Origin of the sequence: Sphingomonas cynarae, assembly GCF_039537815.1 — a bacterium.
Taxonomy (GTDB): domain Bacteria; phylum Pseudomonadota; class Alphaproteobacteria; order Sphingomonadales; family Sphingomonadaceae; genus Sphingomonas; species Sphingomonas cynarae.
The window spans coordinates 1-22,835 of record NZ_BAABBF010000007.1; the positions used below are offsets into that span (position 1 = coordinate 1).

Below are 22,835 nucleotides of genomic sequence, written 5' to 3' on the forward strand. Positions count from 1 at the left end.
CTGTCGCGGGATCGCTGCCATCGACGGGGCGGGTATAATCGAACCGGTCGTCGCGGACCGGCATGAACTGCGGCATCAGGAACGCGATTTCGCCCTTGTCGTCGGCGAACAGCGTGTCGTTCGAGGAATTCGCCTTGCGATCGGCGACCGCGACATATGAGGCGAGGTCGGTGGCTTTGGTGCGCAGCCAACTCTGCTCCAGTGCCGGCACGGGCCGCCACATCAGCGCGGTCGCGATCCATCGGCCGTTCTTCGCCGCGACGATCGGGCCGTGATGTGTGCGCCAGGTGGTGAACCGCCGCTCGCCGATGACGCCATCGGGCTGACGAAAACGGAGCGCCACCGTGCGCGCTGAAACCGGGTGTGTCCCGTCACCGTAGCGATAGGCCCAGCCGCCGCCGCGACGCACGATTGCCTCGGCGAACTGGTCGACATTGTCGACGGTGGAGGAGGTGTGCATCCAGCCGGTGTGCGCATTGAACCCCTGATAGACAAAGAATTGTCCCCAGGTGCTGGCGCCATAGGCGTTCAGGCCCTCGTCGCTGGTCATCTGCGCTTCCGAGCGGAAGTAGAAGCTGGTGTGCGGGTTGATGAGGAGCAGCGCCCGGCCGTTCGCGGTCAGCTTCGGCGCGATGGCGATGCCGTTCGATCCCGACGGCTCGCGCGGGACCGCCCCCAGCTCTTCCGGCGTCGGTGGGGTCGGCCGGCCATAGAAGGTCTTGAGGTCGGCGAGCGAGATGCGCTCGATATCGCCGCCAATGCTGCCTTCGGTGAAGCTCAGTGCCATCCACGGCTCGAACCGGGTCAGCACCTTGGGGCTCACCTGCGGGTGCGTCGCGAGATAGAAGTTCAGCCCGTCCGCCCAGGCATCCATCAGCGCGCGCAGCCATGGGGGACACGCGGCATATTGCGCCTGGAGCTCGGTCGGATCGACGAACATCCGCTGGCGCAGGTCGGCCCAGATCGCCTCCTCGCCATCGGCCTCAGCAGTGCGACCGAGCGCGGTCAGGTAGTTGGCTTCGATGCGGGCGAAATCGTCCTCTGCCTGCGCGTAGGTCATGCCAAACACCGCGTCGGCGTCGCTGCGACCGCGGACGTGCGGGATGCCCCAGTCGTCGCGCGTGATCGTCACTCGAGCTGCCTCGGCCTTCCACCGCGCCATGTCGGGATCGGGCGCGGCGGCGGTCGTCGCCAGGAGGGCTGCGACGATCAACGGATTGTGCGTGCGCCGGAGGAGCGTAACCATGGCGCCAGCCTAGAACGGGGAGTGAGGCATGGCCAAGCGCTGGTTGGCGATAATGATGGCAGTGATGCTCGGCGGCGCAAGCGCCCCGCCGGTCGAGACCTCGATGAGCACCGCGACGCTGCTACGACCCGCGGCAGTGTTCGATGGGGTCGACGGGAAAATGCACGCTGGCTGGCAGGTGCTGGTGCGTGGCGACCGGATCGTCGCGGTCGGCCCGAACCTGGCCGTTCCTGCGGGCGCGCACATCATCGACCTCGCCGGTGACACGCTGATGCCGGGCATGATCGAGGGGCATGGTCACCTGTTTCTCCACCCCTATGATGAGGCGAGCTGGGACGATCAGGTGCTGCATGAACCGCTGGCGCTGCGCACCGCGCGTGCGGTGGCGAACGCGCGTGCGACCTTGCGGGCAGGCTTCACCAGCGAGCGCGACCTCGGCACCGAAGGGGCTGGCTATGCCGATGTCGGGCTGAAGGCGGCGATCGATCAGGGGATCGTCGAGGGTCCACGGTTGAGCGTGGCGACGCGCGCAATCGTCGCGCTCGGTGCCTACGGCCCCAAGGGGTTCGAGCCAGGGGTCGACATCCCGCAGGGTGCGGAGGAGGTCTCGGGCGCCGAGCAGATGGTTGCGGCGGTCCGTCGGCAAATCGCCGCCGGCGCGGATTGGGTGAAGCTCTACGCCGACTATCGCTGGCGGGCAGGCGAGGAGAGTCGCGCGACGCTGAGCCTCGACGAAATCAGGGCAGCGGTGGCGGCAGCGCACGACGCCGGACGTCCCGTCGCGGTTCACGCCTCAACCGTGGAGGGGATGCGCCGCGCGATCGCGGCGGGCGTCGACACGATCGAGCACGGTTATGGTGGCACGCCCGCGATCTTCGCGAGCATGGCGGCGAAGAAGATCGCCTTGTGCCCAACGCTCGCTGCTGCGGACGCGAGCGCACGCTATCGCGGCTGGACCGGCGCGGAGCCGGCCCCCGCCGCAGTTAAGGCAAGCCGCGACAGCCTCCGCCTCGCGCTCGCCGCCGGCGTGCCGATCTGCATGGGCGGCGACGCAGGCGTGTTCGCGCACGGGACAAATGCGCGCGAAATGGAGCTGATGGCGGCTGCAGGAATGACGCCGGCGCAGGTGCTGCTCGCCACCACCTCCGGGAACGCGCAGTGGATGCGGCTGGGCGATCGTCTCGGTGCGGTAAAGCCGGGCTTGCTTGCCGACCTAGTTGCCGTTGCAGGGAATCCCACGGTGAGCATCGCCGCCGTGCGCGCCGTGCGGCTGGTGATGAAGAGCGGCACCGTTGTACGCATGTAGCAGCGGGTCGGGGAGAGATTGCCTGTGAGCAGCAGACAGGAGGCTGGACGTCTGCAGGGGGCGAACGATGACCAACGCGAGTCTTCTGACAAACGTCACTGCCGCCACACGTTGAGAGTCGGGATAGTCGGATCTTCCAGTATGGAGGACAAGGATGCATTCCGGCGACCAACGGTTCGAAGCGCGCAACCCCTGCCAAGATATCAAAATAGCGGCATGTCTGAGGGGCGTCGCCAAGTCGCTCGGCAGCACGAGGGTGCTACGCGGTTTCGATCTCGATGTGCGCGCGGGCAAGGTGACGGCATTGCTCGGTCCCAACGGCGCGGGCAAGACCACGGCCGTGTCGCTGTTGACCGGGCGGCTGGCGCCCGACGCGGGCACGGCGACGCTGTTCGGCCTGGATCCCCGGCGCTCGGCCGCCCGCACGCGGTTGGGCGTCATGCTGCAGACGGCAGGGCTACCCGATATGTTGACGGTCGCGGAGGTGGTGAGGCTGCAATCCGGCTATTACCGCTATCCGCGTACGCTTGTCGAAACGCTGGCGTTGGCGGGGCTAACCGATCTGGCAGAGCGTCGCTGCGGCGCGCTGTCGGGAGGGCAGGCGCGGCGCGTGCATTATGCACTCGCCATCTGCGGCCGCCCAGACCTGCTCGTTCTTGATGAGCCGACCGCGACGATGGATCGTGCCTCCGCCCGTGCGCTTTGGGCCACGGTGCGCGAGGCGGCCGACGCAGGGGCGGCGGTGTTACTCACCAGTCATGACCTGATGGAAGCGGATGCGCTTGCGGACCGGGTGGTGGTGATGGACGCGGGCGTTGTCGTAGCCGATGCGACGCCGGCCGCGCTCCGGGCGAGGGCTGGCGGCTCGGTGATCCGCTGCCGGACGCGCATCGTCCTGACCGCCGCCCTCGCGATGCCTTCGGTGCACGATGCGTCGGTGGAAGGAGCGGAACTGCGCGTCGTTACCGGCGACGGCGCCGCAACGGTGCGCGCGCTGCTGCTCGCCGACCCCGATCTCTTGGCGCTGCGCGTCGCCGATGCGACGCTGGAGAATGCCATCGCGCTGCTGCTCGCTCCTGCTAACCAGAGGATCGCGGCATGACCGCCTACGCCCTTCTCGCCGGCATCTGGCGCCGTGAGGCGGTGGCAGAGGTGCGCCGCTCGTTGCGCCTGCCGCAGTTCCTGGCGCCGACGGTGCTGACGCCCGCCGCCTTCTACGGCCTCTTCACGCTGGCCGTGACGAAGAGCCCTTCACCCGCATTCGCGGCCGCGACGCTCGCGGGCTACGGGGTATTCGCCGCCACCGGGCCGGCATTGTTCGGCTTCGGTGCTGGCGTTGCCATGGAGCGCGAACAGGGGCTGATCGAGCTCAAACGCGTGTCGCCGATGCCCGCCGGCGCCTATCTTGCGGCCAAGCTCGCGGCGAGTCTCGTCGCCACAGCGCTGGCGTTGGTGCTGATCTATGCGCTGGCGGTGATCGCCGGGGTCCGGCTTCCGGCCGCGACCTGGGTGGTGCTTGCGGTGCTTCACCTAACGTCGTGCGCGCCATTCGCGCTGATCGGCTTCGGCTTCGGCATGCGAATGAGCGGCAAAGGCGCGGTCGCTGTCGCCAACGCGCTGTTTCTCGGCTACTCGGTACTGGGTGGATTGTGGATCCCGTCCGCGGTGTTGCCGGGGTGGATGCGGGCGCTGGGAGAGACGGTGCCGTCCTACCATCTTGGCCAGATCGCCCGCGCGCTGGTTGGTGCCGACACGATCGGGTCGCCGGTCGGACACGCGCTCGCGATACTGGTGATGACAGCCTTGGCAGGTTGGTGGGCGCGATCTGGATGGCAGCGGAGTCCGGCTTGACCATAGCCGCCGCGTCGGGCGAGGATCGCTGGGTGCGGGATGACAAGACAGGCTGGTGGGATGGGCCGTGGCCGTGGCTGGTCTATCTGGTCTTCTATCCGCTGCCCTATGCCTGGGCGCCGCCAAGTGCTGCGCAGCTGATCGCATCGGCGCTGGGGCTGGCGGTGTTCCTGCCCGTTAACATCCTCAGCTATCGTCTGACGGGTATCCGGCTGGTCCTTGCCTGTGTGGTGATCCTCGCGGTGGCAGTCGCGCTGGCGCCGTGGGGCGGCAGTTGGACCGTGTTCTCGATCTACGCAGGCGCGGCGGCGGCTCGCCTCAGGCCGTATAGGTTCGCCGCGCTGCTGATCGTGGCCATCGCGCTCGTCACGGTTGTGACCGGGATGCTGATGACGCAGCCGCTGTTCTGGTGGGGCACGGGTGTGCTGCTCATCGTCATGACCGGTGGCGCCAATCTGTCGCGCGAGGCCTTCTACGATCGGACAACGGCGTTGCTCGCCAGCCAGGAAGAGGTGCGCCGCCTTGCGGGCACCGCCGAGCGCGAGCGGATGCAACGCGACCTCCACGATGTGGTCGGCCGCACGCTGACGCTGATCGCGCTCAAGGCCGACCTTGCCGAACGGCTGATGCACGGTGATGCGACCGCAGCGACAGCCGAGGTGCGCACCATCGCCGGCATCGCACGCGCCGGCCTTGCCGAAGTGCGGGCGGCGCTGGCCGGCGAGGCGGGGGGCGAACTGACCTATGAGATAACGGCATCGATGGCGGCATTGCGGACCGTAGGCGTCGCGCCGCGGCTGGTCGGTGATCCGGCGTGCTTGCCCGGCGAAGCGGCTGGGGTGTTGGCGATGACGCTGCGCGAGGCGGTAACCAACGTCGTTCGCCATGCTGGTGCCGGGCATTGCCGGATCGAACTGACGATGGAAGCCGGCACCGCCCGTCTGATCGTTGCCGACGATGGAGAAGGCGGCGCGTTCCGCGAGGGCAACGGCATTGCCGGCATGCGGCAGCGGCTGATCGCGGCGGGCGGATCGCTCGCGATCGACACGGGTGGAGTCGGCACCCGCCTGATCGCGGCGGTGCCGGCGTGAGTGATCGGCTGCGGATCGTGGTAGCGGAGGATCAGGCGCTGGTGCTCGGCGCCATCGCCGCGCTGCTGACGCTCGAGCCCGATCTCACGGTGGTCGGCCGCGCCGTGGACGGTGACGCTGCGCTGACATTGGTGCGGTTGCTGAAACCCGACATCCTGCTCAGCGACATCGAGATGCCGGGATTGACAGGACTCGAGGCCGCTGCGGTGATTGCGGCCGAGCGGTTGCCGACGGCGACGGTGATCGTCACCACCTTCGCGCGGCCGGGCTATCTGACGCGGGCACGGGCGGCGGGGGTGCGCGGCTACCTGCTTAAGGACGCGCCCGTTGAAGAATTGGCCGCAGCGATCCGCACCGTCGCCGCCGGTGGCCGGGCAATCCCGCAGACCCTGGCTGCTGCCGCAGCCGAGGCAGGCCGCGATCCGCTAACCGACCGGGAACGCGATGCGCTGCGGCTGGCGGAGGATGGCCTGTCCAACAAGCGTATCGCGGAACGTCTCGGACTGTCGTCGGGTACGGTGCGCAACTACCTGTCCGACGCCGCGGGCAAACTCGGCGCCGCCAACCGGATCGAAGCGGGTCGCCTCGCGCGCCGCAACGGCTGGCTGTAATCTACAGGTCGGCGCATAGCCGCTTACTCGCTGCCCAGGCTGCGGCACGCGCGCGGGCGGTGCCGGCAGCCGTGCCGCCGAAGTCGAAGGTAAAGCCGGCCCCCGGCACTTCCATCTTGGTGATGCCGGGTCCGATTCCCATCAGCAGGTGCGAAGCATCGTCGAACGTCAGATTGATCACGCGTGCCTTTCCCGGCCGGGTTCGCAGTCGGGCAGCGATCTCATCGGCATAAGTATCCGCCGGCCAGATCGTGTCGGCCTTGCTCGACGCGAGCAGCACGGGGCCATGAATCCGCTCGACCTGGATGCGTGCGGCCTCAATCGGCTTGGCGCGCTCGAACCATTGGCGCATCGGCAGGGCAGGATCGAACGCCGTATCCTGAAAGGGCGCCGCCTGGCCCGCCAGCGTCCAGGCCGGACGCATGGCGGCTGGCGGTGCGCCATAAGCCGGGATGCCGCTCCACACCCGCGAACTGGGCGAGAAGGCGATGATACCGGCAAGGTCGGGGCGTAGGGAGCCCAGAAGCAGGGCCAACTCGCCGCCGCGCGACTGACCCATCACCACGATCCTGGCAGGGTCGACCTCGCTGCGACGCTTCAGCCAGTCGATGGCCCGGAAGAAATACTCGAGCGGGATATCGTTGAGGCTGGCCGGCACCCCGTCCGGCTGACCACGCCAGTCCTGGAAATAGGCCAGAGCCAGAGTGGGATAGCCGTTCGCGGCCAAATCGTCGGCGTCGCGCGCCGACGGCACGCCTCCGTCTGAGCCATTGAGCATGATGACCGCGGTTTGAGACCGCATGCCGGACATCAGGTGAAGGCGTCCAACAAGACCATCCTGTCGCACCTCGATCCGCGTTGCGGTTGACGGAAGGGGTGACCGGGCGGATGCAGCGGTGGTAACGAAGGCAACGGTGCTACCGATCAAAAGCTCACGACGGTTTGGCATGCTGGCATTCCCGAGTGACTGAAGAGGCGCTGATTCTGCGGTGACACGGGTCGTCGCAGTAGTGACGGATGTCATCTCGACCCTGCAGGTTAGTTTGATCGGGCAGATGCGAAATCGGCGTCTGGCTAAATTCGTGTGGGTAGGCATGTATATACCGGGCCATTGTCCCGTGGTTCGACAAGAAAAAGGCAATTGTAGATGTGCCAATCAGTTATCGAAGTGCCTTATAAATATTTCTTACCACATTATAGCAAAATCGATTAATTACAGTTTACTGTTGATGGTGCGGAAATACAACCGACTTGGTTAGATTATAAATAAGCGATTGAGTTGTTCAACCCCGATCCGAGTGCCCCATTGTGTATGATCGACGGTGTCAAGGCGGTATTTTGTTCCATAATGGCTCGTCAATGTTACCATGTCGCTCAAGTTGGCCGACCGGCTGTAGACGCGGAACCGGGGTAAGATGTTTACCGCGTCCTGTGATGGGTTAGCGAGCATGGTGAATGAACGTCTCCGCACAAAGCGCGGTCTGACCGAACATGGCCGTCAGACGATCGCCACGTCGATATGCGAGGAACGCTGGCGGAGCATCTGGGACGAATAGCGGCTAATACCTCATGATGTCGAGCATCGCGCAGCCACCAATGGTGCCCATGTCGTCTATCTTCAGCGTTTGACTTGCCGTTGGGGCGCGCGTTCCGCCCCGACGGCTGCTTGATACCTGCAGATCATCAGTCTGCGACTTGTCACGGTTCTTGGGAGACAGTCGTCCGGGCATGCCGTCTGCCCATCTGTCCTCTATTTGCAGAGCCCAAACTGGATCGTGATATCCACAACGATGCGTCATGATCCCACAGGGGACGAGATTCTTTCGTAACCCCATGGCTACGTACGATGGTCCCGAATGCAATCATCTCGCCCACTCTCGGACGGAACCCGACGCAGCCTGCATGATCGAGAGGTTGGTGACGATCTACAGGATCATGCTGGGAGACTTCATCACCCATGGCGTTCCCAAGATCAACGACCAACAACGGAATGGTCGTTTATCGGCAAGGTTGGCGCAAGCTTCCAAGCCTAGCGTCGTGTTACAGAAATGCGACCGTCAGGATTGTGCCAAAATAATCCGACGGAAGACAGTCTCGGGGGAATGGTGTGCCGACCAGGTCGGCGACAATTGGGGGACTTTGACGTGCGAATTGTATTGAGATCACTGCTGCTTTCTGCTGCAACCATACCATTTTGTGCCGTAGCAGTATCTGCGCAGGACAGGGACCCGAATTCAGTTTCCGCGGATGCTGATAGCGTTCCGGATGCCGCCCGCACAGACTCCACGTCAGCTTCGCAAACCGGGCAGAATGCTGACGCGGCGCCGGTCACGTCCAGCAGCATCACCGAAAAAGCGATTCGGCGCGACAAGGACGGTGCTGCCGACGCTCAGGCCGATATCGAGGTCACCGGCAGTCGCCTGTTCGACGGCGACGTCACGACGCAGAAGATCATCATCACCCGCGAACAGATCAAGGCGCGCGGCGTGACCTCGGTCGAGGATCTGATCCGGACGCTGCCGCAGAGTGTCAACACCATCGGCGCGATCACCAACGAACGTGGGCGCGGACCGCTGCAATTACGGGGGCCGCGCGGCGCGACGATTTCGCAACTAGGCGGACTCGGCGTGTCGGCCGCCAATCTGGGCGGTACGGGCGCCTCCAACACGCTGGTCCTCGTCAACGGTCGACGCATGGCCGGTGCTGCGGGGATCGAGGACGGTTTCGTCAACCTCAATGGCATCCCGTTGAGCGCGATCGAGCGTGTGGAGATCATTCCGAGCGGATCGGCCGCGATCTATGGCGCCGATGCGTTGAGCGGTGTCATCAACTTTATCCTGCGCAAGGACGGGCAGGGCCTGACGCTCGGTAGCCAGGCGCAATTTTCGAGCACCGACGCAGATAGTGCCCGGTTCAACGGCTATGGCGCATTTTCCTGGGGCAGTGGTCGAATTTCGGGGACGGCGGACTATCAGGTCCGCAAGCCGGTCAACAACCGCAAGTCCGGCTACGTCACCGACGATTATTCGTCTTTCTTCGACGGCGATCCGGCGTTCGATTATCGGCGTTTCACCAACGGATTGCAGCCCGGCGTGATCGATCAGTCGACCACTGCTTACGATCCGGCGACCAATACCTTCTTTCCCGTGATTCAGGGGCTGACGGTTCGACCGGGACTTACCCGTCCGCCGACGGCGGCCGATTTCGTCAAGATCGGCCGCGAGTCGCTACGCGACTTCATTCCTCGTCTCGCGGGACCAGAATCCAAAACCTTGAGCTTCACCGCCAATATCGATCAGAAGATTACCGATCGCCTGTCTTTCTATGCTCAGGGTCTCTACACGCGAGCCAAGAACAGCGAAGAAGCGAGTCTGGGTCGGGGCCTGGTGATGTCGCTTGCTCCGGGGCAGGCGTACAATCCTTTCTCGGCCTTCGGCACCAACAATTTCCGCCCGGAAACCGACGTCGCCTATCTGCCCGGTGCCGAGATCGAGGCGGGCCTGATAACCCCGCGAGAATTGACGAACACGGCGACGCAATGGTCTGCGACGGCGGGGCTGACGTATGAATTCAGCAAGAGTACCCGCCTCAATCTGATCTATACCACGTCGCGTTCGACCAGCAACGGCTCAGGCCTGCAACTCGGATCGGTTGTCAATTTTCAAGCCTTGGCCAACGGCCGGCGCGGGTGCTATAATGCCCTACTGGCTGGAACCCAGCTCAGCGCCGGTGCGCGCGCCACGCTGCAGGAGGCGTTCGATCGTCAATGCCTCGCGCTGACCAGTGCCGATCCGAATATCGCGTTCAACCCGTTCAAGACATCGGCGACCGGCGGCGGCGATATCAGCACCTTCCTGTACAATGCGGAAAACGAAAATCGCCAATCGCGGTTGCAACAATATGAGGCGCGGCTGGCGGGGTCGCTGATGACATTGCCGGCGGGGTCGCTCACTTACGCGATCGGCGGCGAGTTTATCGATGACGGGGCGAAGAGCGCCGAGATCAACCTCGTCACCGGCGGTGCCGGCAGCCGGGACCGTTCCGCCATCTTCGGTGAGGTCGGACTGCCTATTCTGGGCAAGGGCTATGACCTGCCGCTGATCCGGACGCTGACCGTCAACATCGCCGCACGGCGTGATGTCTTCGTCACCGAGGGGGCGATCGGTACGGTTAATAACGTACCCTTTGCGCAAGGGGGCGAGCTGCTGATCGGGCGCAACAAGTTCGCGCGCATCACACCGTCCTACGGCATCCGTTACCAGCCGTTCGAACAGCTGACATTGCTGGCGAAGTGGGGGCGCGGGTTCCAGCCACCGCCCTATACGCAGTTATTCACGCCGACCGGCACGACGCAATCCTTCTACAGCATCATTGCCGATCCCTATTATAGCTGTGTCACCAATCGGAATTGTGTTCGGAACGACCCGTTGCGCGGTTACCTCGTGCCGCAGATTACTGCTCCCAATGTCAATCTTAGGCCGCAAACTTCGCGACAGGAAAGCTTCACCGCGTCATGGCGTCCGACCGGATTCCTGAGCAACCTGCAACTGGATGCAACCTACAACCGAACGGTAATTCGTAACGAGTTTTCGCGTCTTGACGATATCCTGCAACTGCTTACCCGGCAGGAATATTATTCGCTGGCGCAATTTTTTCCGCGCGATGCGAATAACAAGGTGACGGAGGTGCGAGCCAGTGTCCTCAATATCTTCGGGTCCACCTATTCGTCGATGACCTACGAGGCGAGCTATTCCCTGATGACGGGAATCGGCAATTTCGAGCCACGGGTCGTAGTGGTCGATAACCTTAAGGCACAGCGCAAGGCGCTCACCGGCAGTACGCCGCTGTCCACACTGGGTAAAATTCAGGGGCCCGACGACTACAAGGTGGTCGGATCGCTCAGCTATTATCGCGATCACCTGACGCTGGCGCTATGGGCGTATCACACGCCGTCATACGTCAACGACTATAACGTGACGTTCCAGTCGGGTATCGAAACCGCGACGGAACTGCGGCGCAAGGTCGATAGCTACACGACGTTCGATCTGACGGGGTCGTGGGCCACCAAGTATAATCTGAAGTTCAACTTCGCGATCCGCAACATGTTCAATCCCAAGCCGCCGTTCGCGCTGGTCCAGAACCGGCCGTACGACACCGGCCGGTACAACGCCAACGGCCGTACCGCGATGGTGCAGGTGGAGTATAACTTCTGACCTGATACGATGCCGCGCCCATCGCCCGCCTGCCGGACGATGGGCGTTGCGCCGTCCGGGTGGCGCTGGCAGGAGACATGAATGCGCTTGCTGATGGTCGAGGATGACGCGGGGGTCACGGAGACGCTGGCAGCCTATCTTCGGCGGCAGGGCTATGTCGTGGATGCCGCCGGAACGCTCGACATGGCACGCGAGGCACTGGCATCGAACCAGTTCGACCTCGTCGTCGTCGACCGGATGCTGCCCGACGGGGACGGGCTGACGCTGGTGACGCAAGCCGCCGCGCGCGGGCGGCCGCAGCGTTTCCTGATGCTGACCGCGATGGACGGGGTCGAGGATACCGTCGTGGCACTGGAGGCGGGAGCGGTGGACTATGTCGCCAAGCCGTTCGAGCCGCGCGAACTGCTGGCCCGCATCCGCAACGCGCTGCGCCGTGACATCGCGCTGCCGCAGGAATTGAAGCGGTTCGGCCCGCTGACCTATGATGTGGACAGCAACGGCTTCGCGATCGACGACGAGCCCTTCGTGCTGCGGCGGACCGAGGCGCTGATCCTCGCCGCCCTGATCGCCCGGCCCGGCGCGATGATCCAGCGCGAATCGCTGGAGGCGCGGGTCTATGGCTACGACCGGTTCGTGAATGCCAACTCACTGGAATCGCAGATTTCGCGGCTGCGACGGAATCTCGCGGCACGCACCGATCACGTCAAGATACTGGCGGTTCGCGGTGTCGGTTACCGATTGAGCGAGACGTGAGGCCACCACTCGCCGCGTCAGGCTGACGCAAGGCTACCATGCGATCCATGAACAGCCTTCAACGCTCTCTTTTCGATCGAGATATCATGCAACCGACCGACGACATCGCACAGGCCCGCGACAGCGCCGCCGAGTTCGCCGCCACCTTTTCCCGCATCCGCGACGAGGTCGGCCGGATGATCGTCGGGCAGCAGGAGGTGATCGACGGCGTGCTGACCGCGCTGATGGCGGGCGGCCATGTGCTGCTGGAGGGCGTGCCGGGGTTGGGCAAGACGGCGCTGGTCAGCGCGGTCAGCCAAGCGGTCGACGTGCCGTTTTCCCGCATCCAGTTCACGCCCGACATGATGCCCGCCGACATCATCGGCACGTCGATGCTGACCGAGGGTGAGGGGGGACGCCACGAACTGACCTTCGAGGAAGGGCCGATCGTGTCCAATCTGGTGCTGGCGGACGAGATCAACCGGGCGACGCCGCGGACCCAGTCGGCCTTGCTGGAGGCGATGCAGGAAAAGCAGGTAACGGTGGGGCGGCGGACGATCCGGATGCCCGATCCCTTCTGCGTCATGGCCACGCAGAATCCGGTCGATCAGGAGGGAACCTACCCGCTGCCGGAGGCGCAGCTGGACCGGTTCCTGTTCAAGCTGCTCGTCGGCTATCCGGACGAGGCGGATTACCATGCGATCATCGACCGCACGACCAGTTCGGAAACCGTGCGGATCGCGGCGGTGACCGACGCGGCCACCGTGTCGCGGATGCGCGACGTGGTGCGGGCCGTGCCGGTGGCGCAGGTCGCCAAGAGCTATGCGATCCGGCTGGTGATCGCGACCCAGCCGGGCAGCAACTATGCGCCCGACGTGGTAACGCGCCACGTCGCCCTCGGCGCATCGCCGCGCGGCGTTCAGGCGTTGATGCTGGCGGCCAAGGTGCAGGCGCTGCTGGACGGGCGCTTTGCGGTCAGTGCCGACGACATTGCGGCGGTGTCGCTACCCGCGTTGCGCCACCGCATCGTCACCAATTTCCACGCGCAGGCGAGCAGCGTGACCACCGATGCGCTGATCGAGGAAGTGCTGGCCGCGGTAAAACGGCCCCACGACATGTGATGCCGATCCGCCCTCCGGCGGATCAGCGCACCAGCTTGCCGTACACGTCCCGTACCTCCACCGGCGCCAGTCCGAGCGCCCGCACGTCCCGCTCGATCTTCGACAGATCGCCGACCACGACCCAGGTCAGGTCGTCGGGACGATAGGTTTCCCGGGCCACCCGGTTGACCTCGTCCAGCGTAACGGCCGCGAGGCGCGCGCCGGCATGACGGGCATCGTCCAGCGGCCGGTCATGGTCGTTGGCGCGGACCATCGCCTCGATCAGTTCACCGTCGCTGTCGAGCGCGGGAGGAACCGCGTGGATCGCCGCTGCCCGGCGCTCCGCCAACTCCGCTGCGGTAATCGGCCGGGTCGTGACCAGTGCCGTGACCTCGCGGCGGATCTCGGCCATCGCGGCGGCGGTATGCGCGGTCTCGATCGCGCCGCCGGCGCTGTAGACCCGCGGTCCTGTCGGCGCATCGGCGATGCTGCCCACGAAATTGTATGTCCATGCCCTGTCACCGCGCAGGTTCATGTTGATCCGGCTGTCGAACCCACCGGCCAGCGCGGCATCGGCAACGATTTCCGCGCCACGCCGACGCACGTCGAACGCGCCCACCAGCTGCCCGACCAGCACCATGCTCTGCGTCGCTCCCGGTGCATCGACCAGAATCACCCGACCCTTTGCCGGCGCCACCGCCCTGGTCGTATCCGCCAAAGGTTCACCGGTCCGCCGCCAGCCGCCGAAATGGCGTTCCGCAAGCCGGCGCGCCTGTTCGGGCGTGACATCGCCCATCATCACCAGCGTCGCCGTGTCGGGTGCGAGTTCCCGGTCGTGGAATGCGAGCAGCGCGTTGCGCGAGAGCGGCCGAACCTCCTCGGCGCCGATGATATGGCCTCGCGGGTCGTCCTGCCCCCACAGCGCGTTCGCCAGCAGCATCGGCGCGGCGTTCTGCGGTTGCTGGCGATAGGCGTCGCGGCGGGCGGATGCGGCGGCATTATAGGCGTCGATCCGCGCCTGCGGATAGGCGGGGTGGCGCAGCATGTCGGCGGCCAGCGCGAATCCCGCCTCCGCCTTGTCGCTGGCCATCGACCAGCTGAAGCTGCTGCGGCGCGCGGCGCGCGTGCCGCCGATCGCGATCGCGAGCCGCTCCCGCTCGGCGATCAGGGCCGGCTCGTCCCGCGTCGTGGTGCCGGCCGTCATCAGCCTGAACGCCTGCTCTGCAGTGCCGGGCGTGTAACGCAGGTCCGCGAGCGTGCCGGTCGCGAACTGCATATAGGCGTCGACGATCGGCAGATCGTGCCGCTCCGCGACGATCAGGGTCATGCCGTTGGCCAGCTTCATCCGCGTGATCGGCGGGAAGGCTACCTCGTCCTTGAACGGCCCCAGCGCGGGCATCCGGCTGCGATCGACCTTGCCGGCCGGGGCGGACGCCGTTGCCGTGCCGACGGTCGTGCCCGTTGTCGCCAGTGCCGGCGGCGCGACGGGGGGCAGGGGTTCGGGATCGCCGGGCAGGATGGTCTGCTGGTAAAAGGGGCGGGACAGCCAGCGCCCGACAACCGTGCGTACCTGCGCCCGGGTCGCCCCCGCGGTCCAGTCGCGGTGCCGCAACAGGTTCGCCGGATCGCCAAGATACAGCTCGCCAAGCGCCATCGAGGTGCCGACGGTGGCGTTGTCCTGCAGGGAACGCAGCAGCGACTGGTCGGTCAAGGCGGCGATCGCGGCCAGCCGCGATTGTTCCGGACCCTGTGCCAGATAGCGTGCAAGCGCGGTATCAAGCGCCGCTTCCCCCGCCGCGACCGTCACGCCGGGGCGCAGCGCGATCGACAGCGAGAAATTGGTGGCGAGCTGGCCTTCGTCCAGATCGGTATCGACGCTCGTCGCGATCCCGCCCTTCGTGACCAGCGTCTCGTACAGCGATGCCGTGCCGGGCAGCCGCATCGTCTGCTGCGCCAGTTGCAGCAGCGTCATGTCCCGCGCCGCGGCAGGGTCGATCGACCACACGCGGGTGATGACGGGGGTGGGGACGTGGTCGTGATACACCTTGCGCCGGTCGGCCGACAGTTGCAGCACGGGCGGGCGGGGCCGGGCCAAGGCAGGACCATGGGGAACGTCGGCGAAATATTGCGCCACCTTTTGCCGTGCCGTCGCCACGTCGATGTCGCCCGACAGGACCAGTATCGCGTTGCCGGCGCCGTAATAGGTCCCGTACCAGTCCTTCACCTCCGCCAGCGTGGCGGCGTCCAGATCGTCCATGCTGCCGATGGTCGGATGCGTATAGGGGTGGCCGGCGGGATAGAAATCCGTCTCGAACCGTCGATCCGCCAGCGGCCGTTCGGCGATGCCGCGCGCCTCGTTCTTCACCACGGCCCGCTGTTCGTCGAGCACCGCCTGCGTCAGGCCACCGGCCAGATGGGCCATGCGGTCCGATTCCAGCCATAACGCCAGATCGAGCGCGTTGGTCGGCACGCTCTGGTGATATTCGGTGTAGTCGGCGTGGGTACTGGCATTGGCGTCATCGACCCCGGCGGCGGCCAGCGGTGCGGTATAGTCGCCGGCACGATGTGCGGTCGGCTGGAACATCAGATGTTCGAACAGGTGCGCGAAACCAGTCCGGCCCGCTGGTTCGTCCTTCGACCCGACCCGGTAATAGACGCCGACGAAGATATTGGGGTTGCGCCAGTTGCTGTGAACGATGACGGTCAGGCCATTGGCCAGCGTGAACCGGTCGACGGCGAAGCGGATCGGCTTGACGGCCGGACGGGACGACGGGGGGGATGGCTGGGCCACGGCGACCCCCGGCAGGGCGGTGGCCAGCAACGCGGCGATCCGGATTCGGTGAAGCGGCATGGTCGGCATCCTGCACGGAAGGAAGAAGGGATGCTCAACCACGGCAAGCTGACACCAGCCTTGCGGGCCGGCTGCGTCAGGTTGGTGCAAGCCGGCGAAACTATGACGTTTTCATGAAAGGCGGCGGGCACGGATGACGGAGGATTTCGGCGCGACGCTTCATACCCGTCTGGACGCGATGGAAGCGCGTGGCCGGTCGCATCTGATCGCGGTTGCCCGCCGCGACGCGCTGCGCGATGCGGTGTCCATCGCGATACGGATTGCCCCTGTCGCACCGCTGATCTTCACGATTCTGGCCTTCGTCGATCCGCTTCCCGTCGCACTGGTCGCCACGGTGTCGCTTGCGGTGCCGTTGGTGGCGGCGGCGATCCTCTATGCACGACGTCGAGCTCAAATCCGGATCGGGCGGCCGGATGCGCTGGCGCTGTTCGACTGCGGCTTGGACGCCAAGAACCGGGTCGCGATCACCGCCGAATTTCTGGAAGGCCCGGCTCCGACCGGGTTTCGTGCCGCGGCGGTGGCCGAAGCGGCACCGTGGCTGGCGCGTGCGCAGGCGATGCCGCTGGACAAGCCGGCCGTCACACCGGTGCTGCGTCAGGTCTTGCGGCGCCGCTGGCCTTTCGTACTGGTCGCGCTCTTGCTGCTGGTACTGGCGTTGTCGCTGCATTGGCATTCCGGTTCGGCGGTGACGCCGCAACAGATGCCGGACGTGACTGATACGGGTCGGGCAGCGCTGGCGAACGGGGGAAGTGCGACGAGCGCGCCGGATGATGGTGTACTCGCGTCGATCGCAGCGACGCTGCGCGATCGGCTCGGGATAGCCGCTTCGACCGGCAGCGCGGCGGGCGATCCGTCCAGCACGGCGGTCGACCGCAATCGCGCGGCGGGTGCTACCGGGGGGGTGGCGTCGCAAGCCGGTGAGGCGGCCGCTGCACAGGCTGCGGCCGGCGTCGGTGCGGGCGCGACGGCCGAGGCCGCCAGCGGGCGAGGTGGCGCGGGGCAGGCCGGTGGATCAAGCGGTGCGAGCGGGCGCGATGCTGGCGCAGTGGCGGGTGAGTCATCGCCCACCACCGATGGGGCCGGGTCTGCCGATGGTAGTCGCCCCAATGGTGATGACCGGCGCAGGCCAAACGATATCGCGGCGGCAGGTCGCTTGGCGACGACCCCGGCCGCTTCCGCGCGGCAGGAGGCGGCTGCGCGTCGTGCCAACGACAAGCGCCAGTCACCGTCTGAAACTGGCCAAGGCGCGCCGCCAGGCGCGTCCGGCAGCGCCAATCCCCCCGATCCCCGTGCCGCGTCCGGGTCGCGCAGTGAACAGGGCGAACAGCAAAGGCAGCAATCATCGAAACCTGGCGAAGAGGGGCAGCAACAGGATCAGGGCAGCGGACAAAGCCCGGGACGCGGCAACAACACGCCGGGATCGGCGCAGGACGCGCTGAAACGATCGCGTGGCTTGTCGACGCTGATGCTGGCGGTGCCCACGGTCGATCGGCTGGCTGGTACGCCCGGCAATGCTCCATCTCAGGTGACCACCCGGCGGGTGCCGCCCCAGTCACGGAATGCCGGCGTCGTCGCGGCGGGCGCCCGCGGCACACAGGCGGGTGACGCCGGTCTCGTGCCGCATCGTCCGGCGACGGCGCATGAGGAGCGGCTGGTGCGGGAGTATTTCCGGCGTACTGGGCCGGCGGGGCGGCAATGATGACCTTCGGATGGAAACGGTCGCGGCCGACCGTCGGTGCGGCCGCTGACCCGCGCCACGCGATGGACGGGGCGGCGGGCGGGGATGCCGGCGACCTTTACGATCCCGCCTTCCTCGCGGCGCTCGACGGGTTCAGCCTGCGCATTGCGGAGGCGCAGAAGGGGGGGCGGCTTGCCGACCAGCGCACCTCGGCGCGGGGACAGGGAGCCGATTTCGCCGACTTCCGCAGCTATGCCGCAGGCGACGATCTGCGGACGATCGACTGGAACCTGTACCGTCGCCTCGGCAAGTTGTTCGTGCGGGTGTTCGAGGAACAGCAGGACCTGCCCGTCTATCTGCTGATCGACGTATCGCGCAGCATGTACGCCGAAACGCCACGGCGCATCGATGCCGCCCGCCGCGTCGCGCTGGGTCTGGCGTCCGTGGCGTTGCGCCAGCATGATGCGGTAACGGTGTTGCCCTTTTCCGATGACGTCGCCACGACGTTGCGCGGCGTCAACGGCAAGGCGAACGTCGCGCGTGTGGCACAGGCCCTGGCCATGCTACGGCCCGGTGGCGGCACCGAACTGGCCTCGGTGATCCGCCAGCTTGCCGCGACGCGGATGCGCCGTGGCCTGCTGGTCGTCATATCGGATTTCTTCGATGCCGAAGGGATCGTGAATACCGTGGCGGGGATGCGGACGCTGCGCCATCGCCTGTTGCTGGTGCAGATGGTCCGCGCCCATGACGCCGACCCCGCGCTGGACCCGGCGCTGACCGGGGACGTGACGTTGCAGGACGACGAGACCGCCGATGGCATCGCGCTGACGATCACACCCGACCTGGTCGCCGCGTATCTGAAGGCGTACCGCGCTTTCAACCGCCAGTTGCACGAATTCGCCGATGGGGCCGCAGTGGGGCTGATGCGGATCGACGCGGGTGACGACGTGTTGGCGCAGATGACGGCGTTCTTCGCGGGCGGGAGGATGCCGTCATGATCTTCGCGAGCTGGTCCGTGTCGATCGTCGCGCTGGGGGCGCTGGCGATATCGGCGATCCTGTACGCGTTGCAGCGGTTGCGGGCGCAGCGTCGCATGGTGCGGATCGCCAGCGCACCCTTATGGTCGCAGGCCGCGCGCGCGGTCCCGCCGCGCGTCCTCGGTGGACGTTTTCGCCGGCCGCTCGCCTATCTGCTCGCGCTGCTGATCGCGCTGGCGCTGTGGCTGGCGGCATCGCGCCCGGAACGCACGGCAACACCGGATGGGCGCTTCCACCACTTCGTTCTCGATGCCTCGGCCCTGATGACGCAGGGCGATGCGTTCGCGCGCGCCCGCGCGGCGTTGACGACGCAACTCGCCGCCGTGCGACCGCATGATCGCGACGTGTTTCTGGACGACGGCACGCTGCTGCTGGCGGCGGGAGAGGACGGCGCGCTATTGCCGGGGCGGCTGACGGGGATGGGGGCGGTGCCGCGGCCTTCGGGGTTCCGCGACTGGCTGTCGCGGAACCCGGCCGGATTGCGGCGCGGGCCGGTGGCGGTGCATTATTTCGGTCATCGTGCGGTGTTTGAATCCGTCCGACGCCCGGATGCCCCGATCCGGCTGACCGCCGGGCTGCTGGTCGATCCGGTGGCGCGCAACCATGCTATCGTCGGGCTTGGCGTATCCCCGGCGGCATCCGGCGCCTGGGCGCGCGCCGATGTGCTGATCGGGCTGTGGGACAGCGGCGACCCCGCGCCGGCGCTGGACCGTGTAAGGCTGCGGCTGGCCGGGCGCACGCTGGCGCCTGCGGCGGTCGAGGCGTCCGGCGGGGGCCACTACATGCTTCGCGACGTGCCGGCGGAGGGGCAATCGCTGGACGTCGCCTGGCGCGACGGCGATGGTTTCGCCGCCGATGACAGCGCCACGATCCACATCCCCGATCGCCGTGCGGTGGCCGTGGCGGTGGGACCGGGCGTGCCCGCGACGATCATGCGCGCGCTACGGCTCGACCCCGCGTTCCGCATCGTGGCGGCGGATGCGGCGCAGATCGTCATCCGCACCGCGAACGACCGGACCACCGGCGGATCGCGACCCGCGCTGGTCCTGACCGATCCGTCGGTGGAGGCCGCGACCTTCGTCGTCACCACGCCGGACGACGGACCCGACGATGCGCTCGCGGACCGGCTGGACGCGCTGGGGTTGCGCCAGATCGATGCTGGCAGTCTGGCGGACGATCTCGGCCGGGCGGTGGCGGTGCGGGAGGCGCGCGCGGACGGAAAGCGCTCGGTTGCGGTGTGGCGGACGGTCTTTTCGGAACAGACCGCTTTCGCCCGCTCGCCCGCACTGCCGCTGTTCGTGTCGCAGTCGCTGCGCTGGCTGGCGCGATCAACGCCATGGATACCCTATGCGAAGGCCGGCACGATGCTGATCGACCAGTCGGGGGTCTACGGTCTGGCGGCCGATCCGGCACTGGATGGGCGGCGGTTGGGCGACGGCATCTATCTGTTGCGCGCAGGCATGGTCGACATCGCCGGGCAGCGGGTTGCGGTATCGCTGACGGACGCCGGCACCAGCCGGCTGGCGGCCGCGCCGGTGCATGCGCGCGCCGAGCCGGCGCAGGGCGGCTATCCCGATCCATGGATCGCGGCGCTGCTGCTGGCGGCGGCATTGTTGCTCGCGTTCGAATGGCGGCTGTTCCAGCGGGGTTGGATGCCGTGAGGATGACGACGTGAGCGTGACCTTTCTTCATCCCCATTGGGCCTGGCTGCTGCTCGGTCTGCCGCTGTTGTGGTGGCAGGTGCGACCTGGGGTCCGGCGGGGCCATATCGTGCTGCGCGCGGCGATCATCGCGACGATCATCATGGCACTGACGCAGCCCGGCCTGCTGATCGCGACCGACCGGCGGCATCACGTCTTCGTGCTGGATCAGAAGCCGGCATTGACCCAGGCCTCACGGTCGCGGGCGCGGCAGGAACTGGCGGCGCGGCTGGTGCGGGTGCCGGCGGGCGATCCCGTCGCGCTGGTGCAGATCGGTGGCCGGCCGATCGCGGCGCGCGCTGATCGCCGCATCCTGCTGGACGACGCCGGTTCGCTGTCGGCGGCGCTGGCGCAGGCGGTGGAAGCGGTGCCGCCGGATGCAACGGCGACCGTGACGGTCATCACCGATGGCCTGTCCAGCGACCGGCACTGGGGCCGCAGCATCTCGGCATTGATCGGACGCGGCATCGCGGTCGAAACGGTCGCGCTGGATCGGCCCCGGCGTGCGCCGTTCATCAGCAATCTCGTCATCGCACCGGTGCGCGCGGGTGAGCGGGTGGAGGCGGTCGCGACGATCGAGGGCACGGGAGACGATGTCGCGGTGGCGTTATATTCGGGTGATCGCCTGCTTGCCACGTCCCCCGGCGTCGCCCTCGACGGGGTGACACGGGTCGCGTTGCGCTTCACCGCTGCCGCCGTGCCGTTCATGTCGCTGCGCGCGGTGCTGCGCGGCGGCGGGCGCAGCGATGGCGCGGGGTTCGATATGGTGGCCGCGATCCAGCCGCCGCTGTCCCTGCTGTATCTGGGTGAACGACAGGCGGGCGCAGCCGCGACGCTGCAACGGCTGTTGGGTCCCGGCGTGCGGGTCGATGCGCGCCGGCCGGCGGAGGCGGCCGCGATCCGCGACTTCGCAGGCTGGCCGGTGGTGATGCTGGACGACCTTCCCGCATCCGGTTTGCCTGCCGCGGCTCAGGCGCGACTGATGCAGGCCGTGGAACGACGGGGCACCGGGCTGTTCTACGCTGGCGGAAAGGCCGCGTTCGGCGATGGCGGGTATCAGCAAACGCCGCTGGCCGCTGCGCTGCCGGTAACGTTCCGGCAGGAGGAGAAAGCGGAACGGCCCGGTATCGCGCTGGCGGTGGTGATCGACAGTTCGGGGTCGATGACCGGTCAGCCGCTGGAACTGGCCAAATATGTGGCACGCCTGGCGGTGCGGCAGCTGACGCCGAAGGACCATTTCGGCGTGGTCGAGTTCTATGGCGCGAAGCAATGGGCGGTGCCGATGCAGCCGGTCCGCGACGCGCAAGCGGTTGAACGTGCGATCGGCCGGATGCAGGCGCAGGGCAGCAGCGTGCTGTTCCCCGCGCTGCAGGAAGCCTATTACGGCGTCAAGAACGCCCCCGCCCGCTACAAGCATGTGCTGGTCATTTCCGATGGCGATGTCAGCAACGGCGAGTTCGAGCAGCTGATCCGCCACATGGCCGCGGACAGGATCAACGTCTCCACGGTCGTGCCCGTGGGTGACGAGCGCGGCATCCAGAACATGACGCAATGGGCGCGATGGGGGCTGGGCCGCTTTTATTACGTGCCCACTGACGCCAGTCTGGTGCAGCTGGACCTGTCGGTGCCGGCAACCACGGCGATGCCGTCCTATCGTCCCGCGCTCGGCCCGGTTCGCGCGGTCCCCGGGCATGACTGGTGGCGCGATCTGGGATCGTCGCCACCACCGCCGCTGGCCGGCGTGGTGCGCGTTGACGTGCGCCCGGATGCCGAGACGGTCGCGACCGCCAGTGCCGGAACGCCGCTGGTCGCCAGCTGGCTATATGGCCGCGGCCGGGTCACGTCGATGATGACCGAGCCGCTGGGGCAGGGGACCGGTGGCTGGGCCGGCTGGCCACATTATGGCGAATGGTTGTCGCGCGTCGTGGCGCGCACCGCCGCGGCGGACATGCCGGTCGCGGTGACCATCGACCGAACGTTCGGCACGATCCGGGTCACGCTGCAACGCGCCGACACCGCCGGGGGCGGTGGCGCTATGCCCGATGTCCGGCTGGACGACGGGCGTCGCGTGCCGCTGGAGCAGGAGGCGCCGGGGCTGTTCGTCGGGACGGTTCCGTTCCCGCAGGATCGGGCCGCGATGGTGACGGTCACCGATGGCGCGACGGTCGTGCGCGCTGCGGACCGCGCTTTTTCTGATACGGCGGGCGCGCACCCGATGTCGGCGCTGCACGCCTTGCCGCTGGCGGCACTGGCGAAGGCGACCGGCGGCGCGGCCGGTGATGGCACGCGCGGCGACCGGATCGCGACGCCGCTATGGGGCTGGCTCGCGCTGGTCGCCCTGTTGCTGTATCTGGCGGAGATCGCCTGGCGCCGCTGGCCGCCGCAGCGGAACCCGGCATGGCGGGATGCAAGGACATGA

The 22,835-nt window shown here is 66.9% G+C and carries 15 protein-coding genes; 12 read left to right on the top strand and 3 right to left on the bottom strand.

What is annotated here, in order from left to right:
- Positions 1 to 1,246, bottom strand: a 1,246-nt coding sequence (locus ABD719_RS14165) for a penicillin acylase family protein (RefSeq protein ID WP_344694040.1), incomplete at its 3' end; no start/stop codon positions are given.
- A 28-nt stretch (positions 1,247 to 1,274) separates the two neighbouring features.
- On the opposite strand from ABD719_RS14165, the gene ABD719_RS14170 reads away from it, so the two are divergent.
- The 5 genes from ABD719_RS14170 to ABD719_RS14190 all read left to right on the top strand — a co-directional run bounded on the left by ABD719_RS14170 (position 1,275) and on the right by ABD719_RS14190 (position 6,105).
- Entirely contained in the window at positions 1,275 to 2,552 is a 1,278-nt protein-coding gene (locus ABD719_RS14170; protein ID WP_344694041.1) for a metal-dependent hydrolase family protein, read from the top strand.
- 154 nt (positions 2,553 to 2,706) lie between these two features.
- Positions 2,707 to 3,654: an ABC transporter ATP-binding protein gene (locus tag ABD719_RS14175; protein WP_344694042.1), complete on the top strand. Its 948-nt coding sequence runs from the start codon at positions 2,707 to 2,709 to the stop codon at positions 3,652 to 3,654.
- Positions 3,651 to 4,403, top strand: a complete 753-nt coding sequence (locus tag ABD719_RS14180) for an ABC transporter permease (RefSeq protein WP_344694043.1) — start codon at positions 3,651 to 3,653, stop codon at positions 4,401 to 4,403. The genes ABD719_RS14175 and ABD719_RS14180 overlap by 4 nt, the downstream gene beginning before the upstream one ends.
- Complete coding sequence (locus ABD719_RS14185) at positions 4,400 to 5,494, top strand: sensor histidine kinase (protein WP_344694044.1); 1,095 nt, start codon at positions 4,400 to 4,402, stop codon at positions 5,492 to 5,494. The genes ABD719_RS14180 and ABD719_RS14185 overlap by 4 nt, the downstream gene beginning before the upstream one ends.
- Positions 5,491 to 6,105, top strand: a complete 615-nt coding sequence (locus tag ABD719_RS14190; protein ID WP_344694046.1) for a response regulator — start codon at positions 5,491 to 5,493, stop codon at positions 6,103 to 6,105. Before ABD719_RS14185 ends, ABD719_RS14190 begins: the two co-directional genes overlap by 4 nt.
- Before the next feature lies 1 nt (position 6,106).
- Here the strand turns inward: ABD719_RS14190 and ABD719_RS14195 are convergent, their stop codons facing one another.
- On the bottom strand, positions 6,107 to 7,054 hold the full coding sequence (locus ABD719_RS14195) for an acyl-CoA thioester hydrolase/BAAT C-terminal domain-containing protein (protein WP_344694047.1): 948 nt from the start codon (positions 7,052 to 7,054) through the stop codon (positions 6,107 to 6,109).
- Between the two features lie 1,099 nt (positions 7,055 to 8,153).
- Between ABD719_RS14195 and ABD719_RS14200 the strand changes: the two genes are divergently transcribed.
- From ABD719_RS14200 to ABD719_RS14210, 3 genes are all read left to right on the top strand, one after another.
- Positions 8,154 to 11,318: a TonB-dependent receptor domain-containing protein gene (locus ABD719_RS14200; protein ID WP_344694048.1), complete on the top strand. Its 3,165-nt coding sequence runs from the start codon at positions 8,154 to 8,156 to the stop codon at positions 11,316 to 11,318.
- Between the two features lie 81 nt (positions 11,319 to 11,399).
- Entirely contained in the window at positions 11,400 to 12,071 is a 672-nt protein-coding gene (locus ABD719_RS14205) for a response regulator transcription factor (protein WP_344694049.1), read from the top strand.
- Between the two features lie 86 nt (positions 12,072 to 12,157).
- Complete coding sequence (locus tag ABD719_RS14210) at positions 12,158 to 13,171, top strand: AAA family ATPase (protein ID WP_344694050.1); 1,014 nt, start codon at positions 12,158 to 12,160, stop codon at positions 13,169 to 13,171.
- A 22-nt stretch (positions 13,172 to 13,193) separates the two neighbouring features.
- On the opposite strand, the gene ABD719_RS14215 is transcribed toward ABD719_RS14210, so the two are convergent.
- On the bottom strand, positions 13,194 to 16,001 hold the full coding sequence (locus ABD719_RS14215) for a M16 family metallopeptidase (RefSeq protein WP_344694051.1): 2,808 nt from the start codon (positions 15,999 to 16,001) through the stop codon (positions 13,194 to 13,196).
- Between the two features lie 133 nt (positions 16,002 to 16,134).
- Here ABD719_RS14215 and ABD719_RS14220 point away from each other — a divergent pair, with 133 nt between their 5' ends.
- From ABD719_RS14220 to ABD719_RS14235, 4 genes are read left to right on the top strand one after another with little or no spacing between them, the layout of a single operon-like run.
- Positions 16,135 to 17,700, top strand: a complete 1,566-nt coding sequence (locus tag ABD719_RS14220; protein ID WP_344694052.1) for a hypothetical protein — start codon at positions 16,135 to 16,137, stop codon at positions 17,698 to 17,700.
- Positions 17,700 to 18,677, top strand: a complete 978-nt coding sequence (locus tag ABD719_RS14225; protein WP_344694053.1) for a DUF58 domain-containing protein — start codon at positions 17,700 to 17,702, stop codon at positions 18,675 to 18,677. Before ABD719_RS14220 ends, ABD719_RS14225 begins: the two co-directional genes overlap by 1 nt.
- Entirely contained in the window at positions 18,674 to 20,377 is a 1,704-nt protein-coding gene (locus ABD719_RS14230) for a hypothetical protein (RefSeq protein WP_344694054.1), read from the top strand. Before ABD719_RS14225 ends, ABD719_RS14230 begins: the two co-directional genes overlap by 4 nt.
- A gap of 10 nt (positions 20,378 to 20,387) precedes the next feature.
- Positions 20,388 to 22,835 carry a VWA domain-containing protein gene (locus ABD719_RS14235; RefSeq protein ID WP_344694055.1) on the top strand — a complete coding sequence of 816 codons (2,448 nt, stop codon included), beginning with the start codon at positions 20,388 to 20,390 and terminating at the stop codon, positions 22,833 to 22,835.